The sequence below is a fragment of the Nonomuraea sp. JJY05 genome (assembly GCF_043496855.1).
In the GTDB taxonomy this organism is placed as follows: domain Bacteria; phylum Actinomycetota; class Actinomycetes; order Streptosporangiales; family Streptosporangiaceae; genus Nonomuraea.
This window is the reverse complement of record NZ_JBIEIS010000060.1, coordinates 16,841-43,651: the sequence shown is the minus strand read 5'-3', so window position 1 is coordinate 43,651 and position 26,811 is coordinate 16,841. Positions and strand designations below refer to the sequence as shown.

23 protein-coding genes are annotated in these 26,811 nt (G+C 68.8%); 9 read left to right on the top strand and 14 right to left on the bottom strand.

Annotated elements, in window-relative coordinates; translation table 11 throughout:
- Positions 1 to 594: 594 nt before the first annotated feature.
- The 4 genes from ACFKCF_RS54360 to ACFKCF_RS54345 form a co-directional block, all read right to left on the bottom strand.
- Entirely contained in the window at positions 595 to 1,134 is a 540-nt protein-coding gene (locus ACFKCF_RS54360; protein WP_394504381.1) for a hypothetical protein, read from the bottom strand.
- A 167-nt stretch (positions 1,135 to 1,301) separates the two neighbouring features.
- The gene (locus tag ACFKCF_RS54355) at positions 1,302 to 1,466 is read right to left on the bottom strand and encodes an integrase core domain-containing protein (RefSeq protein WP_394504429.1); all 165 of its coding nucleotides are present in this window, start codon (positions 1,464 to 1,466) and stop codon (positions 1,302 to 1,304) included.
- Entirely contained in the window at positions 1,466 to 1,936 is a 471-nt protein-coding gene (locus ACFKCF_RS54350; protein WP_394504380.1) for a hypothetical protein, read from the bottom strand. The genes ACFKCF_RS54355 and ACFKCF_RS54350 overlap by 1 nt, the downstream gene beginning before the upstream one ends.
- A 388-nt stretch (positions 1,937 to 2,324) precedes the next feature.
- Positions 2,325 to 2,672, bottom strand: coding sequence for a hypothetical protein (locus ACFKCF_RS54345; protein WP_394504379.1), 348 nt, complete (start codon positions 2,670 to 2,672; stop codon positions 2,325 to 2,327).
- Between the two features lie 701 nt (positions 2,673 to 3,373).
- Between ACFKCF_RS54345 and ACFKCF_RS54340 the strand changes: the two genes are divergently transcribed.
- Positions 3,374 to 3,676: a hypothetical protein gene (locus ACFKCF_RS54340; RefSeq protein WP_394504377.1), complete on the top strand. Its 303-nt coding sequence runs from the start codon at positions 3,374 to 3,376 to the stop codon at positions 3,674 to 3,676.
- 210 nt (positions 3,677 to 3,886) lie between these two features.
- Here ACFKCF_RS54340 and ACFKCF_RS54335 read toward each other — a convergent pair whose 3' ends face one another.
- The 7 genes from ACFKCF_RS54335 to ACFKCF_RS54305 form a co-directional block, all read right to left on the bottom strand.
- The gene (locus ACFKCF_RS54335) at positions 3,887 to 4,453 is read right to left on the bottom strand and encodes a hypothetical protein (RefSeq protein ID WP_394504375.1); all 567 of its coding nucleotides are present in this window, start codon (positions 4,451 to 4,453) and stop codon (positions 3,887 to 3,889) included.
- Positions 4,454 to 4,743: 290 nt separating this feature from the next.
- Complete coding sequence (locus ACFKCF_RS54330) at positions 4,744 to 5,751, bottom strand: sugar phosphate isomerase/epimerase family protein (protein WP_394504374.1); 1,008 nt, start codon at positions 5,749 to 5,751, stop codon at positions 4,744 to 4,746.
- Entirely contained in the window at positions 5,748 to 6,920 is a 1,173-nt protein-coding gene (locus ACFKCF_RS54325; protein ID WP_394504372.1) for a Gfo/Idh/MocA family protein, read from the bottom strand. Before ACFKCF_RS54325 ends, ACFKCF_RS54330 begins: the two co-directional genes overlap by 4 nt.
- On the bottom strand, positions 6,917 to 7,978 hold the full coding sequence (locus tag ACFKCF_RS54320) for an ABC transporter substrate-binding protein (protein ID WP_394504371.1): 1,062 nt from the start codon (positions 7,976 to 7,978) through the stop codon (positions 6,917 to 6,919). Before ACFKCF_RS54320 ends, ACFKCF_RS54325 begins: the two co-directional genes overlap by 4 nt.
- A gap of 48 nt (positions 7,979 to 8,026) precedes the next feature.
- Positions 8,027 to 9,037 carry an ABC transporter permease gene (locus tag ACFKCF_RS54315; RefSeq protein WP_394504369.1) on the bottom strand — a complete coding sequence of 337 codons (1,011 nt, stop codon included), beginning with the start codon at positions 9,035 to 9,037 and terminating at the stop codon, positions 8,027 to 8,029.
- On the bottom strand, positions 9,030 to 10,529 hold the full coding sequence (locus tag ACFKCF_RS54310; RefSeq protein WP_394504368.1) for a sugar ABC transporter ATP-binding protein: 1,500 nt from the start codon (positions 10,527 to 10,529) through the stop codon (positions 9,030 to 9,032). The genes ACFKCF_RS54315 and ACFKCF_RS54310 overlap by 8 nt, the downstream gene beginning before the upstream one ends.
- Positions 10,530 to 10,963: 434 nt before the next feature.
- Positions 10,964 to 12,286 (bottom strand): ROK family protein, encoded by a 1,323-nt coding sequence (locus ACFKCF_RS54305; RefSeq protein ID WP_394504366.1) that lies wholly within the window; start codon positions 12,284 to 12,286, stop codon positions 10,964 to 10,966.
- A 242-nt stretch (positions 12,287 to 12,528) separates the two neighbouring features.
- Here ACFKCF_RS54305 and ACFKCF_RS54300 point away from each other — a divergent pair, with 242 nt between their 5' ends.
- The 6 genes from ACFKCF_RS54300 to ACFKCF_RS54275 all read left to right on the top strand — a co-directional run bounded on the left by ACFKCF_RS54300 (position 12,529) and on the right by ACFKCF_RS54275 (position 22,382).
- Positions 12,529 to 13,815, top strand: a complete 1,287-nt coding sequence (locus tag ACFKCF_RS54300) for an ROK family protein (protein ID WP_394504365.1) — start codon at positions 12,529 to 12,531, stop codon at positions 13,813 to 13,815.
- Between the two features lie 210 nt (positions 13,816 to 14,025).
- Complete coding sequence (locus tag ACFKCF_RS54295) at positions 14,026 to 19,227, top strand: ThuA domain-containing protein (protein ID WP_394504363.1); 5,202 nt, start codon at positions 14,026 to 14,028, stop codon at positions 19,225 to 19,227.
- Between the two features lie 72 nt (positions 19,228 to 19,299).
- A complete protein-coding gene (locus ACFKCF_RS54290) occupies positions 19,300 to 19,938 on the top strand; it encodes a hypothetical protein (RefSeq protein WP_394504361.1) in 639 nt (212 codons plus the stop codon).
- A 98-nt stretch (positions 19,939 to 20,036) separates the two neighbouring features.
- Positions 20,037 to 21,074: a hypothetical protein gene (locus tag ACFKCF_RS54285; protein WP_394504360.1), complete on the top strand. Its 1,038-nt coding sequence runs from the start codon at positions 20,037 to 20,039 to the stop codon at positions 21,072 to 21,074.
- A gap of 85 nt (positions 21,075 to 21,159) precedes the next feature.
- Positions 21,160 to 21,780, top strand: coding sequence for a hypothetical protein (locus ACFKCF_RS54280; RefSeq protein ID WP_394504358.1), 621 nt, complete (start codon positions 21,160 to 21,162; stop codon positions 21,778 to 21,780).
- Positions 21,777 to 22,382 carry a hypothetical protein gene (locus ACFKCF_RS54275; RefSeq protein WP_394504356.1) on the top strand — a complete coding sequence of 202 codons (606 nt, stop codon included), beginning with the start codon at positions 21,777 to 21,779 and terminating at the stop codon, positions 22,380 to 22,382. The genes ACFKCF_RS54280 and ACFKCF_RS54275 overlap by 4 nt, the downstream gene beginning before the upstream one ends.
- Before the next feature lie 912 nt (positions 22,383 to 23,294).
- Here ACFKCF_RS54275 and ACFKCF_RS54270 read toward each other — a convergent pair.
- On the bottom strand, positions 23,295 to 24,548 hold the full coding sequence (locus ACFKCF_RS54270) for a hypothetical protein (protein ID WP_394504355.1): 1,254 nt from the start codon (positions 24,546 to 24,548) through the stop codon (positions 23,295 to 23,297).
- Positions 24,549 to 24,586: 38 nt separating this feature from the next.
- On the opposite strand from ACFKCF_RS54270, the gene ACFKCF_RS54265 reads away from it, so the two are divergent.
- Positions 24,587 to 24,985, top strand: a complete 399-nt coding sequence (locus ACFKCF_RS54265) for a transposase (protein WP_394504353.1) — start codon at positions 24,587 to 24,589, stop codon at positions 24,983 to 24,985.
- The gene (locus ACFKCF_RS54260; protein WP_394504351.1) at positions 24,955 to 25,383 is read left to right on the top strand and encodes a hypothetical protein; all 429 of its coding nucleotides are present in this window, start codon (positions 24,955 to 24,957) and stop codon (positions 25,381 to 25,383) included. Before ACFKCF_RS54265 ends, ACFKCF_RS54260 begins: the two co-directional genes overlap by 31 nt.
- A 163-nt stretch (positions 25,384 to 25,546) precedes the next feature.
- Here ACFKCF_RS54260 and ACFKCF_RS54255 read toward each other — a convergent pair whose 3' ends face one another.
- Together ACFKCF_RS54255 and ACFKCF_RS54250 are read right to left on the bottom strand one after the other, a co-directional pair.
- Positions 25,547 to 26,095, bottom strand: coding sequence for a carboxymuconolactone decarboxylase family protein (locus ACFKCF_RS54255; RefSeq protein WP_394504349.1), 549 nt, complete (start codon positions 26,093 to 26,095; stop codon positions 25,547 to 25,549).
- Positions 26,095 to 26,694 (bottom strand): TetR/AcrR family transcriptional regulator, encoded by a 600-nt coding sequence (locus ACFKCF_RS54250; protein ID WP_394504348.1) that lies wholly within the window; start codon positions 26,692 to 26,694, stop codon positions 26,095 to 26,097. Before ACFKCF_RS54250 ends, ACFKCF_RS54255 begins: the two co-directional genes overlap by 1 nt.
- Positions 26,695 to 26,811: the final 117 nt, after the last annotated feature.

The window sequence follows — 26,811 nt, the reverse complement described above, 5'->3', positions numbered from 1 at the left end:
GGGAACGAGTCAAGTCCACCCCCGAGTTCGACCCCGGGCAACCGATTGCGCACCCCCGCCCGGCGTGTCGAGCAACATCCACCAGATCTCAGCCAAGAGGGGAGACCACCCCGCGCAATCCCCGCAGCAGGAGGACCCGCGACACGCAGTCCGCCGCGGCCCCGCGGTTCCTCGAACCAGCGCCTGCACGGAGTTGAGATCAGTGGAATGGCCTGCGGCGCGGTCTGCGATCCTGGTAGGCCATCCGGCATGGCGCGTGGAGACCTCACCGACGAGGAATCTTCGCGTCCTTCGACGCTGGCGGCGGCTCAGCAAGATCAGCCAGACGGCGCAGACGGACAAGCACGAAGCGCGATCTCGGCGGCGGGGACGGGACCCCGTCAAACCACAGGTCGGAGTCGTCGTGGCTGCCTTTTGACGCGGTACAGGCTGCCCTCGTTGTACGGCAAAGCCATCAGAAGATCGTGCCGGCCAGTCGGACGTCATCCCAGCTCACGCAGCGAATGGCGGCTGCCGTACTAGATTGGCCGATATTCTCAGCCCGGCCCGCCTGATCGCCTCCCTGATGCACACACTTCAGGCATTAATCCAGTATCAGGACTTGATGCACAATAGCCCTTGGGACGAGATCCAGTCCCGATCGAGGAATCGCCCGGTGATTCTTCCGATGATGATCAGAAACTGGTCCAGCAGTTCTGTCTCCGGCATCATGTCGTCGTATGACAGATCCGCCCAATGGACGTCATACTCGGTCTCATCAAAGATGCTTCTATACGCGCCATCGTGGGTGTAGATCGGCTCGTCAATCTCCCCACTTGCGTAGGAGATTTCAACTACTCGCCGGCCACGGCGGCTGAGCTCCTCCGCGGACGACGCTTGCCCGCCGCGGAGAAGAAGGACGTGAGACCAGCCGGGTGCATGCGGCGTGATCCAAACCCGCTGCCCGGAGCCAGCAGGGTCGTGCGACCTCATGGCGGTTTGAAAATCGCAGGCCTCTATCGTCTCCGTCGGGAAGTGCAAACGCCGGGCCACCTCGAACCCATCCTCAAGGCTGACCCATTGGGAGACGAACCACCCGTCGAGCCCGTGCGCCGCGAGAAGGCGTTGTTGATTTTCGTCAGGAAAAGGGTTCACGAGTTATCTGGATTCCGTTTCGAGAGAGTCCGAAAGAAGGGGAAGAAGCGTGTACCGCTGCAAAACTCGTACACATGGTGTGCTGGTGTCTCTTCGGGCCTGTCAGGCGGCCCGACGGTACTCGTTGATGGCTCCGCTGAGCACCTTTCGCCGCTGAATCCGGCCTTTCAGCGGCACCACACGTGCTCGTCTTGATCGGGTGGGCGTTGTTGGCGGGACTGGTGTGGGCGATGGTTGTCGTAGTGCTCGGCGTACTCGTTCAGGACTGATCGCAGGCGGCGTTTGTCGTAAATCAGCAGATGGTCGGTGCATTCGGATCGGACGGTGCGGATCAGCGTTCGGCGTAGCAGTTGACTCGGGGTGTACGCGGCGGCGTCTTCATCAACGTGACGCCTAGGCTGGTGAAGACCTCGTCGAAGACGGCGGTGAACTTGGTATCCCGGTCACGAATGAGGAACCGGAACGGGCTTGCCCTGTGCCCGAGGTTCATGCGCAGGTTGCGGGCCTGCTGGGCGGTCCAGGCGCCGGTGGGATGGGCGGTGACTCCCAGGATGTGAACGCGTCGTCTTTCCACCTCCATCACGAACAACACGTACAGGCGCTTCAAGAAGATCGTGTCAACGTGGAAGAAGTCGCAGGCGAGTAGCCCTTTCGCCTGCAGCCGTAGAAACGTCCGCCAAGAGGTGTCGAAGTTTCGTGGCGCCGGCCGGTGTCGGCGTGAACGCAGGATTCGTCGCACGGTCGCCTCACTGACCTGCACGCCGAGGCTGACCAGTTCGCCGTGGACCCGCCTGTACCCCACCTCGGGTTCTCGCGTGCCAGGCGTAGAACCAGCTCCCGGATCTCCTTGCTCAGCGCAGGACGGCCGGCGCGGCGGGGGTAGGTCCACGAGCGTTTGATCAAACGCCGATGCCAGGCCGACAAGGTATCCGGGGTGACCCGCCGATGAGCTCGCGGCACCGTCGGCAGGAAGCGGGCCACCGCCAAGAGCGCCCGATCGGCCCAGTCCGGCTTCGGCCGGGCGACCTGGCGCTTCAATACGGCAACCTCATGCCGGAGCACCATGATCTCGACGTCCTTGAATGCCTGTCCACGCCCCAGCAACACGAGCCAGCCGAACACCCGAATCAAGGTCAGATACAGCAGACGAACCGACACAAGACCCGATCTTGCCTCACCGCCTTCGGTGGTCAAACCCGCAGATCAAGCGCCACGCGATGAGTTATGAAGCGGTACGAGGTCCGGGCGTGCTGCTGTTTCGCTGTCTCGCGGTGCCAGCTCAGGATGGTGTCCGGGCGAACGACAAGTCGCAGCCGACGCAGGACCGCGCGGGGCAGCGAGGTCAGGAGCGCGGCCGGGAAAGGCGGTCTTCGGGGGGTGAATCTCACCCGTACATCGGCGCCGGGCTGCCGTTGCAGGACCATGATCTGATGACGCAGGGCGAGAATCTCGACATCCTTGCCCCGATCACTCATTGGCAGTGGCCGTAGCGCGGCGAAAGCGTTCGTGACGCTCAGATAAGCCAGGCGAAGAAGCACGACCGATCACCATGCCGCATACTGCGCGGCTGAGGATCATGTGCATCCTGATATTCCAGCAGGTCTACGACCTGACCGGATGATGTTTTCGGCAGGCGCAGTGTTCTGGGCGGTCGCCGACAAGGCGGCGCGGCCATACGCCGATGAAACTTTCATGAATGCCAGTGTGCGCTGGTCGAACCGACCATGTCAGAACCTGCACGTCCGACCGAAAAGGCGCAGCACAGCACGCAGAAGTTCGCCACGCAGAGACACGGTGACAATGGCCTTTCAGCTCTGACCCGGGCGCAAAGTTCGGAATATGGGCCAAAATGAATCCTGCTGCCCCGGAGTCCGAAAGCTCGCAGCGGAAAGGGCCTTGCCACAACCGTTGACAGTGGTCCTGGCAGCGATCACAGTATGCATGCTTGTAGATCTCGAGGCGGCACTCGAGGGCGACTCGGCAGCGCAGTCGCATGACCGGACCGGCCGGTATTCGGGCCGACTGACCCCGAGGTGGAGTGGAGGCGGACGGTGGCCGGCATGCGAGGCGAAGCGCACAACCCAACAAGTCGAAGATCAATTGAATGAGCAATTCCCCGAAGTGCCCTCAGCCATGTGCTCCACCATGAGGCAACGGCCGCCAGATTCTTGTGACAAGTGGTCACGCTGCCGCTGCATTCGAATTGATCGACCAAATGCCCATCCCGGTAAGGAGAAACATGCGAAAAGTCACTTTGCTCCGCCGATTCGGCCTCGTCTCAGCGGTGGCGGTCGGCCTGGCAACCACATCCGTGGCCGCGAACGCCGACGGCTATGACACTCCCCGCACCGCCACTGTTGTGGGGGCGGGCAACACCTACGCGGAAGGGGTGGCGGCGGCCGAACGGCGGGCCCGGCAGGCCGTCCTCGCGGTCGGCCACGACTGCACCCCTGGGACCTATCACACTTTCGGCATCTATACCTCTCCGGGTGGCGGCACATGGGTCTTCCAGTCCACCCACGAGGCGATGTGCGTCGACTAATCAAGTTTCAGCAGATCGGCCTCCGCCGGCGTTGCCGGGTCACTGCAGCCCCGCTGCCCGCAGCGGAGGCCGTTCCACGCTGGGTGGGACATGGCTACAGCATCTACGCGAACGAGGTCCGGCAAGGCATCAGCCCACGTTCCGCGTAAGTTGGTGATTCTTGAGGGTTTCGGCGAGTTGAACCCGCAAGTCAGAGCATTGGGGCTACCTTCACACATCCACGGCGTGCCGCGCCCCACTCGGCTCGTGCACCCACCGCTCGGCGTAGCAGTTCGCCCGCGGCGTGCGCGCTGGCGTCCTCACCACCGTCACGTCCGCGCCGGCGAAGACCTCATCTAAGGCCGCAGTGAACTTGGTGTCTCGGTCGCGGATGAGGAATCGGAAGGAGCCGGGCCGCTCACCGAGGTCCATGAGCAGGTTACGGGCCTGCTGCGCCGGCCAGCCGCCTGTCGGGTTGGCGGTCACGCCAAGGATGTGCACGCGCCGGGTCGCCACTTCCATCACGAACAACACGTACAAACGCTTCAAGGAGATCGTGTCGACGTGGAAGAAGTCGACGGCCAGCAGCATTTGCGCTCGGGCGTGCAGGAAGGTCCTCCACGAGGTGTCGGCATCTCGTGGAGGCGGGCCGACCCTCCGGCTCCGCAGGATTCGGCGTATGGGCGCTTCGCTGACCTGGTAGCCGAGCCGGACCAGTTCACCGTGCACCCGGCGCTGTCCCCAAGACGGGTCCTCCCGCGCCAGGCGCACCACCGACTCTCGGATCTCCTCACTCATCCGAAGCCGGCCGGACTGGTGCGGATACGTCCATCGGCGTCGGACCGTGCGGCGGTGCCCGGCCGGCAGAGTACCCGGCCTCACGAGCCTGTGAGCCCGCAACCCGGGCGGTAAGAGCCGGGACGGTGCGGCCAAGATCGCTCGCACCGCCAATGCCCCAGCACGCTGCTGACCGGACCGATCCTCGTGGTCCGATCAGCCATACTCCGGTTCTCTCCTGTCTCCTCCACCGATCGTTCACCGCGACGGTGGGCGGCGGCCACTGTGCTGCCGCCGCCCGGCGTGATGGGTCATTCGGAGGAGAAGGCGGCGTCGAAAGCGGCGGCCGGTGGAGTGATGGCGTTGAGCGAGCGGATGTAGGCGAGGGATTCCGGCGCGCCGTGCAGCCGGTCCATGCCCGCGTCCTCCCACTCGACGGAGATCGGGCCGTCGTAGCCGATGTGGTTGAGCGCGCGGAAGCAAGCCTCCCACGGCACGTCGCCCCGGCCGGTGGACACGAAGTCCCAGCCGCGCCGGGGGTCGGCCCAGGCCAGGTGGGAGGCCAGACGGCCGCGCCGGCCGTCGCGGGTGGCCACCCGGGCGTCCTTGCAGTCCACGTGGTAGATCCGGTCGGCGAAGTCGAGGATGAAGTTCGCCGGGTCCAGGTCCTGCCACACCATGTGCGAGGGGTCCCAGTTCAGGCCGAAGGCCGGCCGGTGCCCGATGGCCTCCAGCGTCCGGACCGTGGTGTGGTAGTCGTAGGCGATCTCGCTCGGGTGCACCTCATGGGCGAAGCGCACCCCGACCTCGTCGAAGACGTCGAGGATCGGGTTCCACCGGTCGGCGAAGTCGGCGTAGCCCGCCTCGATCATCGACGGGGGCACCGGCGGGAACATCGCCAGCGTGTGCCAGATCGACGAGCCGGTGAAGCCGACGACGGTCGTGACGCCGAGCGCGGCCGCCGCGCGGGCGGTGTTCTTGATCTCTTCGGCGGCGCGCCGCCGTACGCCTTCGGGTTCGCCGTCACCCCAGATGCGGGCGGGCACGATGCCCTTGTGGCGCTCGTCGATGGGGTGGTCGCAGACGGCCTGGCCGACCAGGTGGTTGGAGATCGTCCACACCCCGAGGTTGTACTTGGCCAGGGTCTCCTTCTTGCGTTCGATGTAGGAGTCGTCCGCGAGGGCCTTGTCGACCTCGAAGTGGTCGCCCCAGCAGGCGATCTCCAGTCCGTCGTAGCCCCACTCCGACGCCAGCCGGCAGACCTCCTCGAACGGCAGGTCCGCCCACTGCCCGGTGAACAACGTAACCGGCCTCGTCATGATCCCTCCACAGTGATGAAGCGGCTGCCCTCAGCCGCGCTCTGCTCGACGGCCGCCAGCACCCGCTGCACCCGCAGGCCGTCCTCGAAGGACGGTGCGGGGTCGGCGCCGGCGGCGATCGCCTCCAGGAAGTCCTTCATCTCGTGGACGAAGGTGTGCTCGTACCCGAGGCCGTGACCCGGCGGCCACCACGCCCCTGCGTACGGGTGGTCCGGCTCGGTGACCAGCACCCGCCGGAATCCGTGCTCGGCGCTGTCGATGGTGTGGTCGTGGAACCACAGGTCGTTCATCGACTCGAAGTCGAAGGCCAGGCTGCCCAGGGCGCCGTTGATCTCGATGCGCAGCGCGTTCTTGCGCCCGGTCGCGAAGCGGGTGGCCTCGAAGGAGGCCAGCCCGCCGCCGCTGAGCCGTCCGATGAACAGCGCCGCGTCGTCCACGGTGACCGCTCCCCTCCCGGTTCCGCCGCCGGCCGAGAGCCCGGCCGAACTGGCCGCCAGGGGACGCTCCTTGACGAAGGTCTCGGTCAGCGCCGTCACCCCGGTCAGCCACTCCCCGGTGATGAACTCGGCGACGTCGACGATGTGGGCGCCGATGTCGCCGAGGGCGCCGGAGCCGGCCTTGTCCTTCTGGAGCCGCCAGACCAGGGGGAATTCCGGGTCGACGATCCAGTCCTGCAGATACTGCGCCCGTACGTGCCGGATCTCGCCGAGCATGCCCTCTTCGACGAACCGCCGGGCCAGCGCGACGGCGGGCACGCGGCGGTAGTTGAAGGCGACCATGCTGCGCACGCCGCGCGCCGCCGCCTCCTTCGCCGCCGCGGCCATGGCCTCGGCCTCGGCGACGGTGTTGGCGAGCGGCTTCTCGCAGATCACGTGCTTGCCCGCCTGCAGCGCGGCGACGGCGATCTCGGCGTGCGAGTCGCCGGGCGTGCAGATGTCGACGATCTGCACGTCGTCACGGTCGAGCAGGCGTTTCCAGTCGGTCTCCGCGCCGGCCCACCCCAGCTTCTCGGCGGCCTGCGCGGTCGCCTCGGCGGATCTGCCGGCCACGGCCACCATCGCCGGTCTGAACGGCAGGTCGAAGAACGCGTCCACGCTGCGCCACGCCTGGGAGTGGGTACGGCCCATGAACGCGTAGCCGACCATGCCGATCCCGATGACGGGTCTCATGACTCGAACCCGAGAGGCAGGTACTGGGCGGCGTTCTCCTTGGTGATGGTCTCCGAAGCCAGGGTGATCGACTGCGGCACCTGCTGCTCCAGCAGGTCGCTCATGCCCTTGCCCTGGGCGATCAGCCGGGCGATCTTGATCGCCGAGGCGGCCATGGTGGGGGGATAGGTGACGGTGGCCTTCAGCACGCCGCTGTCGGCCTGGATGTCACGCATCGCGTTGACCGAGCCCGCGCCGCCGACCATGAAGAACTCGTTGCGACCGGCCTCCTTGATGGCCGCCAGCACGCCGATGCCCTGGTCGTCGTCGTGGTTCCAGATCGCGTCGATCTTCTTGTGCGCCTGGAGCAGGTTGGCGGCCACCTGCGTTCCGGACTCCACCGTGAACTTGGCGTCCTGCTGGGCGGTCACCTTGAAGCCGTACGTCTTCAGCGCGTCGGCGAAGCCCTTGCTGCGGTCCTGGGTCAGCGGCAGCGTGGCGATGCCCTGGATCTCCAGGATGACCGGGTTGGAGACGCCCTTGTCCTTCAGCGTCTTGCCGATGTGGTGTCCGGCGGCCACACCCATGCCGTAGTTGTCCCCTCCGATCCAGGCCCGGTACGACAGCTTGTCCGGGAAGACGCGGTCCACGTTGACCACCGGGATGCCCGCGTCCATGGCCTGCCGGGCGACCTGGTTGAGCTGCTGACCGTCGTTCGGCAGGATCACCAGCACGTTGACCTTCGCCTGGATCAGCGACTCCACCGCCGAGATCTGCTGGTTGATGTCGTTGGTCGGCTCGACCGGCCTGAATTCGACGTCGGTGTACTGCTTGGCCGCGTCCGCCGCGTTCTTGCTGATGGCGGCGATCCAGCCGTGGTCGGCGGCCGGGGCCGAGAAGCCGATGACGACCTTCTCGCCAGGGGCGTCGTTGCCTTCCTTGGCCGCGGGAGCGGCGGCGGGCGCGCTCGCCTGCTGGGTGGCGACCGGCTCGTTGCTGGTGCAGGCGCTGATGAGGGCACCCGCGCCGAGGGCGGCGCCGCTGAAGAGGAAGCCGCGCCGGGCGACGTTCTTGTCCATGTCTTCTCTCCTTGCTGAAGCCGGAAGGCTTGCGATCCGGCCCTGGTGTCAGGTTTGTGGTTTGAGGCTTCGCCGCTGCAGCAGCACGGCGGCGACGATGATCGCGCCCTTGGCGATGAGCTGGTCGGCGGTGTTCAGGCCGTTCAGGATGAACAGGTTGGTGATCACAGTGAAGATCAGCAGACCGAGGATCGATCCGATGATCGTGCCCCGGCCGCCGCTCAGAAGCGTCCCGCCGATGATCACCGCGGCGATCGCGTCCAGCTCGTACAGGTCGCCGTGTGTAGACGATCCGGTCGTGGTCCTGGCCATGATCAGCACTGCGGCGATCCCGCAGCACAACCCCGACAGGGCGTACAACAGCAGCGTGTGCTTGCGCACGTCGATGCCGGCCAGGCGGGCGGCCTCGGGGTTGCCGCCCACCGCGTAGGTGCGCCGGCCGAACGTCGTGCGGTTGAGCACCAGCCAGCCGAGCAGCACCACCAGCGCGAACACGTACACCAGCAGCGGCAGCCCGAGCACCCGCGTGGTCGACAGGCTCACGATCAGCGAATTGTCCTGCTGCACGAGCTGTGTGCGCTGGTTGGACATCCGCTGCGCCAGGCCGCGCCCGGCCACCATCATCGCCAGCGTCGCGATGAACGGCACCATCCGGCCGTAGGCGATCAAGATCCCGTTCAGCAGGCCCGCGCCGGTGCCCACCAGCACCGCGCACACGATCATCACGACCGGCCCGTAGGACTGGGTCGCCAGCGTGGTCGCCCACACCGACGCCAACGCCATCAGCGCGCCCACCGACAGATCGATGCCACCACCGATGATCACGAACGTCATGCCAACAGTGATCACCCCGATGGTCGAGGCCAGCGCCAGGATGCTCACCAAGTTGGAGGAGGTGGCGAAGTTCTCCGGCTTCGTCACCAATCCCACGATCGCCAGCAGTATCAACGCCGCGACCAGCCCCAGATGCCGGACCTCACCCAGCCGGCCGAACCGCCCGCCCGGTCCCGCCGCCTTCAACCGCGGTCCCGCCGGCGCGCCCTGATCAACCTCAGTCATGCGATGCTCCTTCGGTGGGGGGATTTCCCACATCGGATCCGGGCCTCTGTCCTGCGGAGACCATCACCAGATCGAGCACCCGGTGCTCGTCCAGGTCCTCGGCCGGCGCCTCATGGACGATCCGGCCCTCGCGGATGACCAGCACGCGGTCGGCCAGGCCCAGCACCTCAGGCACCTCGCTGGACACCAGCAGCACACCGATGCCGTCGTCGGCCAGCTCGCGCACCAGCGCGTACAGCTCGGCCCGGGCACCGACGTCCACCCCACGCGTGGGCTCGTCCAGCAGCAGCAGCTTGCGGTCCTCGGCCAGCCAGCGTCCCAGCACCGCCTTCTGCTGGTTGCCGCCCGACAAGGTCCTGATCGGCCGGCGCGGATCGGGCGGGCGAATGTCAAGCGCCTGCGACAGCCGTTCGGCCTCGGCGAACTCGGCCCGGCGGTCGAGCCAGCCCAGCCACCGCGGCCTGGTGTAGCGGCTCAGGCTCGCCAGCGTGATGTTCTGCGCGACAGGGTGGTCCAGCAGCAACGCCTGCGTCTTGCGCTCCTCGGGGGCCAGGCCCATGCCCATCCGCACCGCGCGGGTCGTGCTGCCCGGCGGCACCGTCCGCCCATCGAGCACGACCCGGCCACCGGCCCGCCGCGCGCCGTAGATCGCCTCGATGATCTCGCTGCGGCCGGAGCCGACCAGGCCCGCCAGACCGACGATCTCCCCGGTCCTGATGCTGAACGACACGTCCGCGAACCGGCCGGGCAGCGTCAGGTTCTCCACTCTCAGCACCTCGGGCCGCCCCTCGTGGGCTCCCCTGCCCGGCCGGGGCGGGAAGGCGTACTCGACGTTGCGGCCGGTCATCAGCGCCACGATCTTCGAGGTCGGGGTGTCCTTGGCCGCCAGCCCCACCGCGACCGTGCGCCCGTCCTTGAGCACGGTGACTCGGTCACCGATCTCGCGGATCTCCTCCAGCCGGTGGGAGATGTAGATCACCGCCACGCCCTGGGAGGTGAGGTCACGGATCACCCGGAACAGGTTGCCGACCTCGTCGTGGTCCAGCGCGGCCGACGGCTCGTCCATGATGATCAGCCGGGCCGAGTGCGACAGCGCCCTGGCCATGCTGACGATCTGCTTGTGCGCCGGCGACAGCGAGCCCACCTCGGTGCGGGGGCTGATCTCACCGTGCCCCAACCGCTTGAGCAGCTCGGCCGTCGCCCGGTCGGCCTCGGCCCGGCGGGAGAACCCGAAGGTCGCCGGCTCGTGACCGAGGAAGATGTTCTCCGTCACGCTCAACCCGTCCACCAGATCGAGTTCCTGGTAGATGGTGGCGATTCCGTGGCCCATCGCCGCGGTCGGCGGCGCCAGCCGTACGGGCGAGCCGTCGAGCAGCACCTCGCCCTCGTCGGGTTCGTGGGCGCCGGAAAGGATCTTGATGAGCGTGGACTTCCCGGCGCCGTTCTGGCCGAGCAGGCAGTGCACCTCTCCGGCTCTGACCTCAAGGTTCACGCTGTCCAAGGCACGCACGCCCGGGAACTGCTTGACGATTCCTCGCATCACGAGCCGCGATGAGGAGTCGGATGGTGACCGCGGCACAGGGCCTCCCTCGGTTACGGTGTGGCCGTGCCCGCCTGATGGCCCCGCCCGCCTGACGGCGCCGGTTGGCACCGCCGCAACGGCACCGAGGTCGGCGTCAACGGTGCCGGTGCGGCTTCGGGTGACCGATCAGGCGGGCGGGACGTTCTGGATGGGAAAGGGCACGGGGAGAAGGGCACGGGAGTTTCCCGTCCGCCTGACCGCATGCCCCATGGCCGCGGCACGCGAAATGGGCGGGATGTGCCGAGGCGGTGCGGAACAGGCCGGTCAGGCGGACAGGAGGTTCAGGGAGCGGGCGGTAGATCGGGACCGCGTGGCGGACACGCGGGTCAGGCTGACTGTGGCGATCAGGCCATCGGGGTTCCCTCGATGACCCCGATGGTTGGAGACGTTCGGATCGAGATGCTTGTGGGGTCGGACAGTGCTCGTTCCACGACGACACCGGCCGCTCCGCGTGAGGCGGCGCCGAAGCCGAGGTCAGAGGCGGCGAACCGGCAGCGCTCGACGGCGTCGCTCATGCCCAGGCGTGCCAGCGTCTGTTGCGCTGCGGGGATGATCAGGTCGGCGAGTCGCGCGAAGTACCCGCCCAGCACGATCACCCGTGGGTTGAACAGGTTGACCAGCATGGCCGCCCCGATTCCGAGCCACCGGCCCACCTCTGCGGCGGCGGCGTCGACGCGGGGATCCCCTTCGGCCCGTCGGTGCTCGATCTCGGCCAGCCGCTCCTCCGGGTCACGGACGAGTTGCGGGCCAGTGCCGTACGCGCGGTCTGGCGTGGCCATGCGGACCAGCGCGGCCAGCCCGACTTTGGTCTCCCAGCAGCCGACCCGGCCGCAGCGGCACGACTCGCCGGAGGGATCGATCACGACGTGGCCGACCTCCCCCGCGAATCCGTCCGCTCCGCCCAGCAGCCGGCCGCCGGCGATGACGCCGCCGCCGATGCCTACCTCGCCTGTGAGGTAGACCAGGTCGGAGGTGCCGGCCGCGACGCCCGAGGTGTACTCGGCCAGGGCGGCGAGGTTGGCGTCGTTGTCCACCGCGACGGGGATGTCCGCGGCGATGTTCGCGTGGGACAGCCGCTCCGCCACCGCCACTCCGCGCCAGCCGAGGTTCGGGGCGACGACGACGGTGCCAGTGGTGGCGTCGATCAGGCCGGGGACAGCCACGATGATTCCGGCCGGCGTGATCCCGAGCCGGTCGAGGTCGGCGACGGTCCTCTCAGTCATGCGGGCCAGCTCGTCCAGCGAGCGTTCCGGGCCGGACCCCATGGCGTCGAAACCGATGCGCCGGTCGATGATCACCCTGCCGGCCAGGTCGGTGGCGATCGCGGCGATGTAGTCGACGTTGACTTCCATGCCGAGGGCGCCGACCCGGGAGCCGTCCAGGGTGAGCGCGACACCCGGGCGGCCGACGGAGCCGGCGTGCTGCGGCCCCATCTCCTTGATCAGTCCGCGCGCCTGCAGCTCGCTCACCAGACTGGTGACGGTCGCCTTGTTCAGCCCGGTCGCGGTGGCGACGGCCGATCGGGTGCACGGGCCGCACGCGCTGACATGACGCAGCACGAGGGCGAGGTTGGAACGGCGCACGGTGGCCTGATCCGCGGGAACTCCCGCGGACCCGCCGCGACTCATCGAGTCGATCGCGTGGCCGTCGGCCCGGCTGTGGTCCACGCTCCTCCTCGATTAGTTCGGATGGCTAGCCGAATTAAAGGCACGACTGCCTGCGGGCACAAGTATTAAATCGTTCGCAACTTGCATAACGTTCCGGTAACTGAAGTGAGAAACGTGGCTGAAGTGCACGGAAATGAGCGATGCCAACTCGTTACGGACTTGAGGGGTGCGTGGTCCGACATCGCCGTGTTACAACCCTGATTAATTGATCTGGGAGACAAACAAAGGGACAGGTGGTGCGGGTGACGTACAGACCGTCCCGCTCCCGCTCCCGCTCCCCGGGCGGCGCCGCGCCGACGGGTCCCGCCACGCTGCGCCGGGCGAACCTCTCGCTGGTGCTGCGCGAACTGCGCGACCACACCTCCCTGTCCCGTGCCGAGATCGCGCAGGCGACCGGGCTGCACCGGGCCACCGTCTCCAATCTCATGGCCGAGCTCCTGGAACGGCGGCTGGTGCGGGAGGTCGGTGTCGAGCACGTGGGCGCCATCGGGCGTCCCAGACGGGCGGTGGCGCTGCACGGCGCGCACGTCGGCGCCCTGGGCATGGAGATCAACGTCGACTACATCGCGGTCCACGGCACCGACCTGAGCGGCCGGAGCCTGGTCGAGCGCCGGGTGGTCCACGACGCGATGGGCAGCGGCCCCGACAGCGCCGTACGCCGGCTCGGGCTCGTGGCCAAGGAGGCCGTGGAGGCGATGCGGCGCGCCGGAGCTGTCCCGACCGGCATCGCGGTGGCCGTCCCCGGACTCGTGGACGTGACACGCGGCGTCGTGACACTCGCGCCGAACCTCCACTGGCGCGACCTGCCCCTGGCCGAGCAGCTGAGCTCCATACTCGGCCCGCGGAGCGTGCCGGTGCGGGTGGACAACGACGCGAACCTCGCCGCCCTGGCCGAATACACCTCCGGCGTCGCCGCCGGCACGCCCCACCTGGTCTATCTCACCGGAGAGGTGGGCGTGGGCGGCGGCATCATCTCAGGCGGCGAACTTCTGCGCGGAGCGGACGGGTTCTCCGGCGAGGTCGGACATCTACGGGTCGACCCCAACGGCGACCGATGCGGCTGTGGCCGCATCGGCTGCTGGGAGACCAAGGTCGGCCTGGCCGCGCTCGTACGCGCGGCCATGCCCGAACAGGCGTACGGGTTGCCCGGCATGCCGGTGCCCGATCCCGGCGAACGGGTGGCCGACATCGCCAAGGGCCTGGCCTCGGGCGACCGGCGGATGATGATGGCGGTGGCGCAGGTCGGCGAGTGGCTCGGGCTCGGCGGCTCGATCCTGGCCAACCTGTTCAACCCGCGAGTGATCGTCATCGGCGGCTACTTCGCCTCACTGGCCCAGTGGCTGCTGCCGCACGCACAAGATCAGCTGCAACGGCTCGTGGTGGCTGCTCCCGCCGCCCAGTGCCGATTCGTCGCCTCCACGCTCGGCTTCGGCGCCGCCTCCCGGGGCGCCGCGAGCATGGTGGTCAACCACATCATCGACGATCCGACAACGATCTTGGATTCACTCCGCAGGCCGGCACCTTACTGACGGCCCCACAGACCTGGAGACGGCACCCTCCAGCAACCCGCACCATCCACTACCACCAAGTGGCAACAGCGCGGCGGCGCGCGCCTTGCCTGACGTCCCCCCGGTCAGGAAGGGTTTTCCATGTCACCACGTCCTCGAACGTGGGCCAGGCTGCTCAACGCGGTCCTGCCAGAAGGCGGACGACGTGCGAGACGTCGAACCGCCACCACGATGGTCTTAGCCCTCGTCGCCTCTTTCCTCACGTTCCTTGCGGCGCCCGGGAGCGCCGAGGCCGCCACGGCGGCGGAGCCCGCCTTCAAGGTGCTCGTCTTCTCGAAGACGACCGGATTCCGGCACGACTCGATCCCCGAGGGCATCGCGGCCGTGCAGAAGCTCGGCCAGGACAACAACTTCGCGGTCGACACGACCGAGGACAGCGCCCTGTTCACCGACCAGAACCTGGCGCAGTACCAGGCCGTGGTCTTCATGTCCACGACCGGTGACCCGCTGGGCACGCAGGAGCAGAAGGACGCCTTCCAGCGCTACATCCAGGGCGGCGGCGGTTTCGTGGGCGTCCACGCCGCCGCCGACAGCGGCTACAACTGGGCCTGGTACGGCAAGCTGGTCGGGGCGTACTTCAAGCAGCACCCGGCGATCCAGCAGGCCACAGTCAAGGTCGAGGACCCGGCGCACCCGGCGACCAAGGATCTCCCGACGACCTGGACCCGTACCGACGAATGGTACGACTACCAGGCGAACCCGCGTGGCACGGTCCACGTGCTGACGTCGATGGACGAGAAGTCCTACACCGGCGCCACGATGGGCGCCGACCACCCGAACACGTGGTGTCAGGACTTCGACGGCGGCCGTTCGTGGTACACCGGGCTCGGCCACCTCAAGGAGAACTACAGCGAGCCCAACTTCCTGAAGCTGCTGCTCGGCGGCATCCAGACCGCCGCGGGCGCGGTCAAGGCCGACTGCTCGGCCTCGCAGAGCGCGAGCTTCGAGAAGGTCACCCTCGACGGCAACACGTCGAATCCGATGATGGTGGACGTCGCCAAGGACGGCCGGGTCTTCTACATCGACCGACTCGGCGAGGTCAAGATCATCAAGCCGGCCGGCGGCACGGTGACGGCGGCGAAGCTGAGCGTCTTCACCGCCAACGAGAGCGGCCTGCTCGGCATGGCGCTCGACCCCGGCTTCGACTCGAACCACTGGGTGTATCTCTACTACTCCCCCACCGGCACGAACGTCGACCGGCTGAGCAGGTTCACCGTCACCGGTGACACCGTGGACCTGACGAGCGAGAAGAAGATCCTCGACGTCCCGGTGCAGCGGGCCGAATGTTGCCACCACGGCGGCGGCATGGTGATGGACCCCAAGACCGGCAATCTGTGGCTGGGCACGGGCGACAACACCAACCCGTTCGCCTCCGACGGCTACACGCCGATCGACGAGCAGTCGGGGCGCTCCAGCTGGGACGCCCAGCGCACCGCGGGCAACACCAACAGCCTCAGCGGCAAGCTGCTGCGGATCCACCCCGAGGCCGACGGCACCTACACCATCCCGTCCGGCAACCTGTTCGTGCCGGGCACGGCGAAGACCAAGCCGGAGATCTACGGCATGGGCCTGCGCAACCCGTTCCGCATCGGTCTCGACCCCAAGACCGGCAACATCATGCTCGGCGAGTACGGTCCCGACGCCAGCTCGGCGAGCGCCACCCGTGGCCCCCAGAACACGGTCGAGTGGAACCTCGTCTCGAAGCCGGGCAACTTCGGCTGGCCGTACTGCGTCGGCAACAACACCCCGTACGTCGACTACAACTTCGCCACCAAGCAGTCCGGGTCGCCGTTCAACTGTGCCGCGCCGGTCAACGACTCGCCGAACAACGACGGCCTGACCAGCCTGCCGCCGGTGATCCCGGCGACGATCTGGTACCACTACGCGGCCGACCCGCAGAACTTCCCGGAGCTGAGCGGTGGCGCGCCGATGGGCGGCCCGGTCTACCGCTCCGACCCGAACCTGCAGTCGGACGTGAAGTGGCCGGCGTACTGGGACGGCAAGGCCGTCTTCGGAGAGTGGAACAACGACAAGGTGTGGTCGCTCCAGCTCGACGAGACCGGCAGCAAGCTCGTCGAGATGAACCCGATCCTCGGCTCCCTGTCCTTCAAGAAGCCGATGGACATGAAGTTCGGCCCCGACGGCGCGCTGTACATGATCGAGTGGGGCTCCGGCTTCGGCGGCGACAACGCCGACTCCGGCATCTACCGCATCGAGTACACCAAGGGCACCCGCCCGCCGATCGCCCGTGCCACGGCGGACAAGACCGACGGGCCCCTGCCGCTGGCGGTCAAGTTCTCCAGCGAGGGCAGCCGGGACCCGGAGGGCAAGACGCTCACCTACGCCTGGGACCTCGACGGTGACGGTGACACCGACTCCACCGACCCCAACCCTTCCTTCACCTACGAGGAGGGGGGCGATTACAGCGTGGTCCTGACCGTCAAGACCCCCGACGGCAAGACCGCCAACGCCAGCGTGGCGATCAGCGCGGGCAACACCCGGCCCACCGTCTCGGTGAACGTCCCGCCGAACGGCGCCTTCTTCGAGTTCGGCGACCAGGTGAAGTTCAAGGTCACCGTCACCGACCCCGAGGACGGCACGATCGACTGCGACAAGGTCCAGATCCAGGCGATCCTCGGTCACGACAGCCACCCCCACCCGCTCGACCAGCTCAAGGGCTGTGAGGGCACCCTGCAGACCCAGCGGGTGGGCCACGGCGAGTACGACAACCTCTTCTACGCCATCGAGGCCAGCTACACCGACGGCGGCGCCGGCGGCGCCAAGCCGCTGACCGGGCGGGGCCAGGTCCTCCTGCAGCCCAAGCGCAAGCAGGCCGAGCACTTCTCGCAGACCGGCCGGGTGCCCGACGGCAAGGGCACCGACGCCGCAGGTGTCCAGGCGGAGACCACGACCGATGCCCAGGGCGGCAACCAGCACATCGCGTTCGTCCAGGACGGCGACTGGTGGTCGTTCGACCCGGTGAACCTGTCGAACATCACCGCGATCCGGCTCCGGACCTCCTCGGGCGGACCCGGCGGAACCGTACAGGTCCGGGCGGGCAACCCCGAGACCGGCGCTCTGGTCGGGTCGGTCGACGTGCCGCCCACCGGCGGCTGGCAGACGTTCACCGACGTCACGCTCGACCTGACCAGCCCACCGACCGAGAGCGGACCGCTGTACTTCGTCGTGCGCAAGCCGGCGAGCGCGGCCGACAACGCCTACCTGGCCAACGTCAACTGGGTCGACTTCCTCGGCAAGGGCGCCACGGACAACCAGCATCCGGCCGTGACCGCGACGGCGACCCCGGCGACGGGCGTCGCCCCGCTGAAGGTCGGCTTCAAGGCCACGGCCACCGACCCCGAAGGCGACCCGATCACCTACAAGTGGAACTTCGGGGTGACCGGCGCGCCGGAGCCCACCACGGCCGAGGCGAGCTACACCTACACCGCGCCGGGCAGCTACACGGCCACGGTGACGGTGACCGACGACAAGGGCGCCTCGGCCACCGCCCGGGTCCCGGTCAAGGTGGACACGGCGGCCACGGTCTGCTTCACCGGCCGTTCCGACGACTTCCTGGGCAGCCAGCTCGACCGTGGCCGCTGGTCGGTCATCCGGGAGAACCAGGACCTCAGGGTCGCGGACGGCAAGCTCGTGATCCCGACCTCGACCACCGACATCTACAGCACGGGCGGCAACACACCGAACATCGTCGTGCAGCCGGCGCCATCCGGTGCTTGGACCGCCACCGCCAAGCTCACGCTGGACGCGCGTGACGCGTACCAGCAGGCGGGCCTGATCATCTACGGTGACGACGACAACTACGCCAAGATGGTGTTGCAGGCGCGGTCGACCTCGGGTTCCAACCACGCCAGCCGTATCTTCCAGTTCATCCGGGAGGAGAACGGCAGCCCGAACGAGGTGTCGCAGAGCAACACGGCCAACCTCGGGGACTCCTACCCCGACACGGTGTTCGTGCGGTTCGTCAGCGACGGCACCAACATCACCGCCCACTACTCCTCGGACGGCACCACGTTCACCGCGATGCCGCAGACCAAGCCGCTCGCCGGGATCGCCAACCCCAAGATCGGCCTGATCTCGCTGGCCGGGGCCAACCACCCGGTGGTGGATGCGTCCTTCGACTGGTTCCACATCACGCCGGACGACAAGGCGACGGCGCCGGACCCGGATGACGAATTCGACGGCACCGCGCTCGACGCCTGCCGCTGGAACGCGGTCGTGCGCCCCGACGCCACGGCGGCGCGCGTCGGCAACGGCAAGCTGGCGCTCGACACCACGACCGGTGACATCTACGGGACCGGCAACAGCGGCCCGAAGAACTTCATCCTGCAGACGGCGCCGAGCGGCGACTGGACGCTGGAGACCAAGCTGGACGCCTCTGCGCTCAGCGAGCAGTACCAGCAGGGCGGCCTGATGGTGTACACCGGCGACGACGACTACGTGAAGCTCGACTTCCTCACCACCAACGCGGCAGGCTCGACGGTGGCACGAGGCATCGAGCTGCGCAGCGAGGTCGGCGGCACCGTGCAGAACCCGCAGCCGCAGGTGAACAACCTCACCGGCGGCGTGTGGTGGCTGCGGCTGAAGAAGGCGGGCACCACCTACACCGGCTCCTACTCCTCCGACGGCCAGACGTGGACGGATCTCTCCGCGACGGTGGCGAACACCGCGGTGGCCACCGGCGCGAAGGTCGGCGTGTACACCATCGGCACCAACCAGTCGGCGTCGAAGACGGTCACGTTCGACTACTTCCACCTGACCAAGGCAGGCTCGGGCGGGGACAGGACCGCGCCCGTGACGACGGCGACGACCGATCCGGAGCAGCCGGCGGGCGGCACGTTCACCGGTCCGGTGTCGGTCACGCTGAAGGCCACCGACGAGGACGGCGGCAGCGGGGTCGACAAGACCGAGTACCAGCTCGACGGCGGTGACTGGACCGCCTACACCGCACCGGTCACCGTGACCGGCGACGGGCAGCACGCGCTGAAGTACCGCTCGGCCGACAAGGCGGGCAACGTCGAAGAGGCCAAGACGCTGACGCTGACGATCTCGGCGTCCGCGCCGCAGGTCAAGCTGACGGTCTCCGCCTCGTCCCGCTGCATCGGCACCTCGGCGTACGTGGCGGTCACGGCCGTCAACGGCTCGGACGTGCCGGCGACGGTGACGCTGACCACCCCGTTCGGTTCGAAGACCGTGGCCGACGTGGCCCCGGGCAAGCAGGCGTACCAGTCCTTCAACAGCCGGGCCGGGCAGATCGGCGCGGGCACGGTGACCGTGAAGGGGACCGCGACGATCGGCGGCGAGCAGGTCACCTCGTCGTACGACGCCGCCTACCCGGCGCTCAGCTGCCGCTGACCGCCGACAGCAGAACCGGGCCGGCCGGCTCTCAGCAGCCGGCCGGCCCCGCCCCCTCAATGGAGCGAACACATGAAAATGAACAGGACTACGCAGATACTCGCCGCGGCGATGCTCGGTGTCGCGCTCGCCGCCGGCGTCGGCGGGGCCGGTCCCGCGGTGGCGGACGACGACCCCGACAACGGCATCGACGTGTCGGTGACGATCGAGCCGAACACCACTCCCGGTGAGGTGTCCATGACCGTCGCCGACAACGGCGGAGTGGCCCTGCAGGAGGACGGCTCCAACGCCGCCGCCCGCCAGTTCGTCGGCACCCTGCCGACGGTCACGGTGACAGACAGCCGCCGGCCCGAGGAGATCCCCGCCGGTGACTTCTGGGCGGTCGTCGGCCAGGCCAGCGAGTTCACCGCGACGAGTGGTTCGGCGCCGCCCATCGGCCCGCAGTACCTGGGCTGGCGGCCGCGCCTGCTGAGCGACTCCTCCTCCGGGGCGGTGGAGGCCGGCGAGCCCGTCTCCAGCGTCATCTCAGACGGCTCGGGAGCGCCCACCGTCGGTCTGCAGGGGCAGGAGCTGCTGGTGTCGACGGCGAACTCCGCCGACGAGATCGGCACCTGGCAGGTCAACGCCGGCCTCGCGCTGCGTACTCCCACCGACGTCGCCGCCGGCGAGTACCACTCGACTCTGACGCTCTCCCTCTTCAACCAGTCCTGAACCGGAGGCAGGACGCCATCGACCGCTGTGGGCGTCCGGGACCTGTGCCGGCCTGGCGCAGGTCGCGGACGCCCACGATGAGACTGGAGACACCTCTGTTGACCACAAGCCGTTCGCGAGGCGCCCTCGCCCACCTCGCCGTCTTACCCGCTGCCGGCGTTGCCCTGCTGGTCGCCGCCCTGGTCATCACGGTCGCGTTCGCGACCCCGTCCGACGCCGACACCACCTGGTCGGTCGTTCCGGCCAACGCCGACGGTCCTGACGGCCGCAGCGTCATCGACCTCGAACTCGCCGGCGGGCAGCAGGTGGTCGAGCATGTGGCGGTCATCAACCGCTCCACTCAGCCGGTCGACTTCGCGATCGACGCCAACGACGGCTACCTGACCTCCAAGGGCTACTTCGACATGCGGCCCTCGGACGCGAAACCGACCGACGGCGGCTCCTGGATAGCGGTTCCCGAGAAGGTGACCATCGCCGCCGGGGCCACCTCCGTCGTGCCGGTGACGGTGTCGATCCCCCAGAACGCGACGCCGGGCGATCACCCCGCAGGTGTGACCGCGTCCCTGGAGACCGTCTCCGGTCAGGTACGGGTCCGGAACCGGGTGGGCGTCCGCCTGAACATCCGCGTCACCGGCGACTATGTGGCCAAGGTGGCGGTAACCGACGTGCGAGCCGAGTACACGGGATCGTGGAATCCCTTCGCCGCCGGATCCGTCGAGGTGACCTACACCGTGGCCAACGTCGGCAACGTCCGGCTGGTCGCGGACAACCGGGTCCTGACGTCCACGTTCGTGGGCGAGAACACCTGGAGTGACCCGTCCGCGGCCAAGACCAGGGAGCTCATGCCGGGCGGCAGCCGCACATTCGTCGCACGGGTGCCCGGCGCCTGGCCGCTGGGGCCCATCGGCACGACGGTCACGGTGATCCCCTCGCCCGCGGGCAAGCCGATCTCGGGCGTCACCGCCCAGCGGATGACGATCGACACCACGGTCTGGGCGCTGCCGTGGCCGCAGCTCACCCTCCTCGTCCTCCTCGTCCTCGCCCCCTTCGCCATCCGGCTGGCCGCCGCCTGGCGCCGCAGGCGCATCGAGAAGCTGATCATGCTCCACACCAAAGGCACGCCTCAGGAGGCGTGAGGCCATCGACATCCGCCCTCAGGAGGTGGCGATTATCAACCGGCCCAGGCAACCGGCCCCCGCACAGGGTGCGACGTGGGCCCGCGTGCTCGCCCTCGCGATCGCGTTCACGCTTGGCGCGATCGTCGCCGGCGGTGTGGTGTTCGCGCTGACCCGGCCGGACTCGATCGAGCAGACGGCCGGCCGTCTCCGTGCCGAGTCCGCCCTCCGCGACAGAACGCAGATCAAGACCCTGACGGAGCTGGCCCGCAGCACGCGGGCCCGGCTTCTCCCCGTGCTCGACGGGCTGAGCCGGGCCATGCCGTCCGACGGCGCAGCGGGGCCCGTCGCGGTGACCGCCGCCGACGTCGAGACCTGGCAGCGGGCGACCGCCGCGGCCGTTCAAGGCTTCGCCGACCCGCCGTCCGGTGAGACCGCCACCAACGTGGCGCGGTCGAGTCTCGCCTCCGCCGTTCGGCAGCTCGCCACGACCGTCGACACCTACGCGGCCGCGCGGGGTTCGACCGGACCGGCCCGCGCCGCCGCCATGGATCTGGTCGTACGGCTACGCGCCGACGCGCTCTTCACCTGGTCGATCGGGGCCACCGCTCTCGACGCCGTGAACATCGACGCGGGCTACGGCCACCAGCACGTGTTCCTACCGACATCACCCGGCGAAGGGGCGCTCACCCCCGACACCGAACCCGAGGGGAGTCACGACTCGTGAACAAGGCACCGGCACACGTCCTCACCGTCCTGCTCACCGTCCTGCTGGCCGGGCTCACGCTGGTGCTCGGCGCACCGGCGGCCTCCGCCCACGGCGGACCGATCGAGCTGGAGGTGACGGGAGACGGCGCCGACAACGTCAACGTGCTGGTCACGTACAGAAAGGACGGCCATCCCGTAACGGAGATCGTCGAGGCCACGCTGAAGGCGACCTCGGCAGACGGCCGTTCCTTCGGGCCGGTGCCGCTCAGGTCGGCGCCGGAGGGCCAGAACCTCTACCACTCCGCCAAGCCGCTGCCGAGCGGCGAGTGGCGGGTCACCGTGACCGCGACCGAGCCCTCCAAGGCGAAAGCGACGGTGAAGGTGAAGGCGGGCGTTGTCGCCGCCTCACCCGTGGCGGCGACCGCCCCCGCAACGGGCCAGGCGACGGCGCCCGCGACGGCGCCCGCGCGGAACAAGGCCGCCGCGCCGGCGACCGTGAAGGACGACCAAGGTGCGATGGGGACTCCCCTCAAGATCGGCATCATCGTCCTCGTGGCGTTCGTCGCCCTCGCAGCCTGGGTCGCCCTCGCCTGGCGGCACCGCATGGGCGTCCGGCGCTGAATTCGGCCGGCCGAGGATTGGCGAATACAACAGGAGGGCGCAACCGACCAGGGCCGCCGGGGCCCCAGCAGGAGTAGAGCTGGAGCCGAGTACCGTTACCGGTGCCGTTGTCGGCCGCGTCCAGGCACCAGCCCCGATCCCACCCTTCGCATCAGACCGCGAGGCCGCAGAGGTGCTCATCAAGGTGTCGCCGAGCACGCGTGATGGCGTGCGCGCAGCCCGCGTTCCTGGGCCCCGGCCGGGCGACCGGGTCTCGGGGCCGTGTCAAAGCCGCTGCCCGCGCTGCTCGTGGGCGGCGAGGAAGAGGTAGGCGCTGGCCGTCCAGGTTGCAGGCGCGGTCGCGCAGGCCCTCGCCGGAGCGCGCGTCGAAGTTCTCCGCGACACCGGGCTGCTCGCACAGCCGCCGGAAGCGCAACGTCGGCGCCCGGCGTGACCAGGGTGGTGGTCAGTTTGCCGGTCCCGGCGCCGAGGTCGAGCACGGGGGCCGGGCTCGAGCGCCGAGTGCATCGCAGCGTGCGCGTAGTCCGGACGGTGCTCGGCGTACACAGCGGTCCGCGGGTGAGGCCGCCGGCGGAGGGCGCTGGTGGTGGTGCACCGCTGTGAGCACGTGCGGGGTTGCCCGTTGGGCATGCGAGGCCGACAGCCGGCATGATGCCGTGCGATCACCGGCGGAGTGGATCAGTTGAGAGGTGGCGGCCGGCCGTCGGCCGTGGGCGGGTCGAGATCCGGTTCGTCGGGTGTGGCCATGTCCCCGGGCGGTATCGCCGAGCCGGGCCAGTGCCGGCAGCAACACCCAGCCGTGCCTGCGCCGACGGCAGCTCGGGCGGCGCCGTCCTCGCCGCGCTGCCCGGACCGATCGCCTGCCCCGCGACGCGTCCGGCCCAGACAGCCGGACGCGAAGCTGAGGAGACGTCAGGAGATGGTGAGCGTGCCGTCCGCGTTACGGGCGCACGTGACGATCGCGCGGGGCGCCGCGGCGAAGGCGCCGCTCAGGCACTGGCCGAGGATCGTGTGGCCCGCGGCGTTGGGGTGCCATGACTCCTGGCAGGTCTGGAAGTAGGTGACGCAGGTGTTCGCCGCCCGCTGGATACCGATCTTGTCCCAGCCGGACAGGCTTGTGATGAACGTGCCGGACGGCCCGTCCTGTACCCGGACCGGCGTCGCGAGCGCGCCCGCCGGGCTGTCGGGGTTCTCGCAGAGCCTGGCCCCGTCGAAAGCCCTCTGGACGTCCAGTACGCGCAGGTCGGCCGCCGGGCGTTCGGCTGCCAGCGTGGCATACGCGTTCTTGACCAGGGAGCCGAGGTTCTGGGAGAACACCTGCCCAGGGGCGAGGCTCGCACGGTGGATCGGGCACCCGGCGGCGTAGCGCTCGGCGCCCAGGGCGCGGAACTTGTCGCGGGTGTCGGTACGGCCGTCCTCGTCGTGGTACTGCGGGGCGATGTCGGGCGGCAGCGGGTTGGTGTAGGTCTGCAGAATCACCTGGTGGGTGCCGTCGGCGTCGATCTCGGCGAGGGTGTCGAGGATCTGGCGCAGGGCCGCCGTGGTCTCGGTGGTGGCGGCGGCGACCTCGGTGTCGGTGGCCAGGTCCGAGGCGGTGCAGGGCCTCTGCGGCACCTCGCCCTTCAGATAGGCCCAGAACTCCCACCAGCCTGTCCAGGCGTCGGCGATGAAGCGGTTGGCGCACAGCGTGGCCACGTCGCCGAAGGTGAACTGGGTGTTGTTGGAGCCGAGGCCGACGAGGACGACGTCGATATCGTGCGTCTGGGCGAGGGTGCGCAGCTGATCGAGTTGCGAGGCGACGGTGCGGCCCTCGGGCCGGGCGCTTGCGGGGGTGGCGATGTCGGCGGGCTGGGCGCCGGAGCACGCGAGGTTGAAACGTTGCTGAATGCCCGGGAGCGACGCCGTGAACACCGAGGCGTTCGCCGACCGGTGACAGAAGTAGGCGTTGCTGTTGGCCGCCGACCAGCCGGGGAAGGCCTGTGCCGTACCGGAGGCGTCGACAACGGGCTGGTAGTCCCCCGCGCCCTCCCCGCTGACGAAGCTGTCGCCGAGCGCGACGGCGGCGGTGGGCAGAGCCGCCTGCGCCGGTCCACCCTGCACGGCCTGGATGCCCGCCGCGCTCACCAGGAGCATGACAACCGCGGCGGCACGCTGAAGGACCCTCATAACCACCTGATTTCCTACTAAATTAGTACGAAATACGCATGTGTGGATCACAACATGCCGCTCCAACGGCGTCAACATGCTCGCCTTTGGCAAGAGCGTCCTCACCGCCGATCCGGGCATATGAAGAACCTGCCACCGGAGACCTCGTGGCCACCTCAGCGGTGACGCGGCGGTTCGACCTCACCGATGCGCGGGGGGAACGGCTGGAGCCGCTGCTGCCTGCGCCCCAACGACCAGGTCGGCCGTCGCAGTTGACCAAGCGCCAGCTCATCGACGGGATCCGCTGGCGGGTGCGGGTCGGCGCGACGTGGCGGGATGTGCCGGAGTGCTACGGCTCTTGGCGGGCGGTCTACAGCCTGTCTCGCCGCTGGCAGCGCGCGGCATCTGGCAGCAGGTTCTCACCCGTTTGCAGACTCTGGCCGATGCCGTCGGCTTGATCGGCCGGCAGGTCGGAGTGGACTCCACGCTCTGCCGGGCCCATCAGCACGCGGCAGGCGCATCCCGACGCGGCGAGCTGCGGGCCGAGCCGCCCGGCGGGGTGCGGTCCGAGCCTGCCGATCACGCTCTCGGGCGTTCCCGCGGTGGTCTGTCGACCAAGCTGCACCTGGCGTGTGAGCAGGGGCAGCGGCTCCTGGCGCTGGTGCTGACGGCTGGGCAGCGCGGCGACGCGCCGCGGTTCCCCGCGGTCATGGCCGCGATCCGGGTGCCCCAGCTCGGCCACGGCGCAACACCGCCAAGCCTGCACCGCCGACCGACCTCCGTTCAGCGCGGTGATGACAGTCAGGGGTGTCCACGAGCAACGGCCCTCGGCGCCAAGCTGATCGGCCCGGAATGAGCACTCCATCCGGCTGCGGGACCCGGGGGCGAAGTGCAGCGGAACGAAAACGTACGCCAAGCCTGTTCTCACAGATCAACCTTGACGGCTTCACGCCGGATGGAGAGGCTTGGCATCCGTTCCCGTTCCGTCGCCCAGGTCCGGACACGCGCGGTCGGCTGTGTCAGCGACCCCACTCCTGGTCCTGCCAGGCTGGGTCGAGCGGGGTGTGGGCCATGTGGTTGGTGTAGTTCGACAGCGTCTTCATCCCCACCCCCAGGATGACGTCGAGCACCTGGCGGCGGGTGTGACCGGCTGCCAGGAACGCCTCGATGTCGGTGTCGTCCACCCAACCCCGCCGGGCGACGATGAGCTGGGTCAGCCGGCGCACCGCCTCCAGTCCGGGCTCCTGCAGTGACTTGCCCGTGCGTAGGTTTTCCACCACCTCAGCGGGCACCCGTGCCTTGAGCGCAAGCGTGGAGTGCGCGGCCACGCAGTACTCGCACCCGTTCTCCACGCTCGCGGTGATCAGCACGACCTGCTTGGCCTGCAACGGCAGGGACGACTTGCCGAACTGCTCGGCGAGGGCGTTGTAGCCGGCCAGCAGTTCGGGCGATTCGGCCATCACCCCGTTCAGGGTGGTCACGAACCCCATCCGCTTCTTGGCCGCTTCCAGCATCGGGCGGGCCGCCTCGGGGGCGTCGCTCTCGTCGTACACACGGAAATCGATCATCATCTCTCCTCAATGTGGGTGAAACCATCCAGTACGGCGTGCACGCCCGCCAGCAGGTCGGCTGCCTCGGCTCCGGCCCGCGAGCGCAGGTTGACCCCGTAGGCCAGCAGCGCCAGCGTCTCCGCGCCCGCCTCCACGTCCAGGCCGGGACGCATCTGCCCGTGCTCGCGTGCCGTCCGCAGCGCTGCGCGCATCGCGTCCCGCAGGGCGGCGTGGTGGGCGTCCAGAACGTCGCGGACCTCGACTACCTCGCCGGCGGCTCCGGCGTGCGTGTTGGTGACAAGGCACCCCCAGCGGGCATGCTCACCGGTGCAGCGCGCAGCCACCAGTTGCTCGAAGAAGCCGGCGATGGCGGGCAGGCCGCGGCCGTCGGCGGCCAGAGCGTCGAACACCGGCCGTGAGCGCCGCTCCAGGTAACGGCGCAGAGCGGCCACCTGCAATCGATGCTTGCCGCCGAATGTCGCGTACAGGCTGGAGCGGCTCAGCCCGGTCGCCTGCACCACCTCGGCGATGCCGGCGGTATCGGCGCCGCGCCGCCAGAACAGGCGCACCACTTCCTCCAGCGCCACCTCCGGGTCGAAGTGCTTGACGTCCGGCATGCGCCACCTCCTATCTTGGATCGCTCGTTCCAAGATAGGAGGTCAACGACTGGAGGGCAACCCCCGAGTGGAGCGTGGGCCGGAGCCGACAGCAAGGTGATGTGTCTCAGTTGCCGA

What these genes read in the sequence shown, in the direction of transcription:
- ACFKCF_RS54340 (WP_394504377.1), top strand. Translation starts at nt 3,374, where the DNA reads ATGCGAAAAGTCACTTTGCTCCGCCGATTCGGCCTCGTCTCAGCGGTG.
- ACFKCF_RS54335 (WP_394504375.1), bottom strand. Translation starts at nt 4,453, where the DNA reads ATGAGTGAGGAGATCCGAGAGTCGGTGGTGCGCCTGGCGCGGGAGGAC.
- ACFKCF_RS54330 (WP_394504374.1), bottom strand. Translation starts at nt 5,751, where the DNA reads ATGACGAGGCCGGTTACGTTGTTCACCGGGCAGTGGGCGGACCTGCCG.
- ACFKCF_RS54325 (WP_394504372.1), bottom strand. Translation starts at nt 6,920, where the DNA reads ATGAGACCCGTCATCGGGATCGGCATGGTCGGCTACGCGTTCATGGGC.
- ACFKCF_RS54320 (WP_394504371.1), bottom strand. Translation starts at nt 7,978, where the DNA reads ATGGACAAGAACGTCGCCCGGCGCGGCTTCCTCTTCAGCGGCGCCGCC.
- ACFKCF_RS54315 (WP_394504369.1), bottom strand. Translation starts at nt 9,037, where the DNA reads ATGACTGAGGTTGATCAGGGCGCGCCGGCGGGACCGCGGTTGAAGGCG.
- ACFKCF_RS54295 (WP_394504363.1), top strand. Translation starts at nt 14,026, where the DNA reads ATGGTCTTAGCCCTCGTCGCCTCTTTCCTCACGTTCCTTGCGGCGCCC.
- ACFKCF_RS54290 (WP_394504361.1), top strand. Translation starts at nt 19,300, where the DNA reads ATGAAAATGAACAGGACTACGCAGATACTCGCCGCGGCGATGCTCGGT.
- ACFKCF_RS54270 (WP_394504355.1), bottom strand. Translation starts at nt 24,548, where the DNA reads ATGAGGGTCCTTCAGCGTGCCGCCGCGGTTGTCATGCTCCTGGTGAGC.
- ACFKCF_RS54265 (WP_394504353.1), top strand. Translation starts at nt 24,587, where the DNA reads ATGTGTGGATCACAACATGCCGCTCCAACGGCGTCAACATGCTCGCCT.
- ACFKCF_RS54255 (WP_394504349.1), bottom strand. Translation starts at nt 26,095, where the DNA reads ATGATCGATTTCCGTGTGTACGACGAGAGCGACGCCCCCGAGGCGGCC.
- ACFKCF_RS54250 (WP_394504348.1), bottom strand. Translation starts at nt 26,694, where the DNA reads ATGCCGGACGTCAAGCACTTCGACCCGGAGGTGGCGCTGGAGGAAGTG.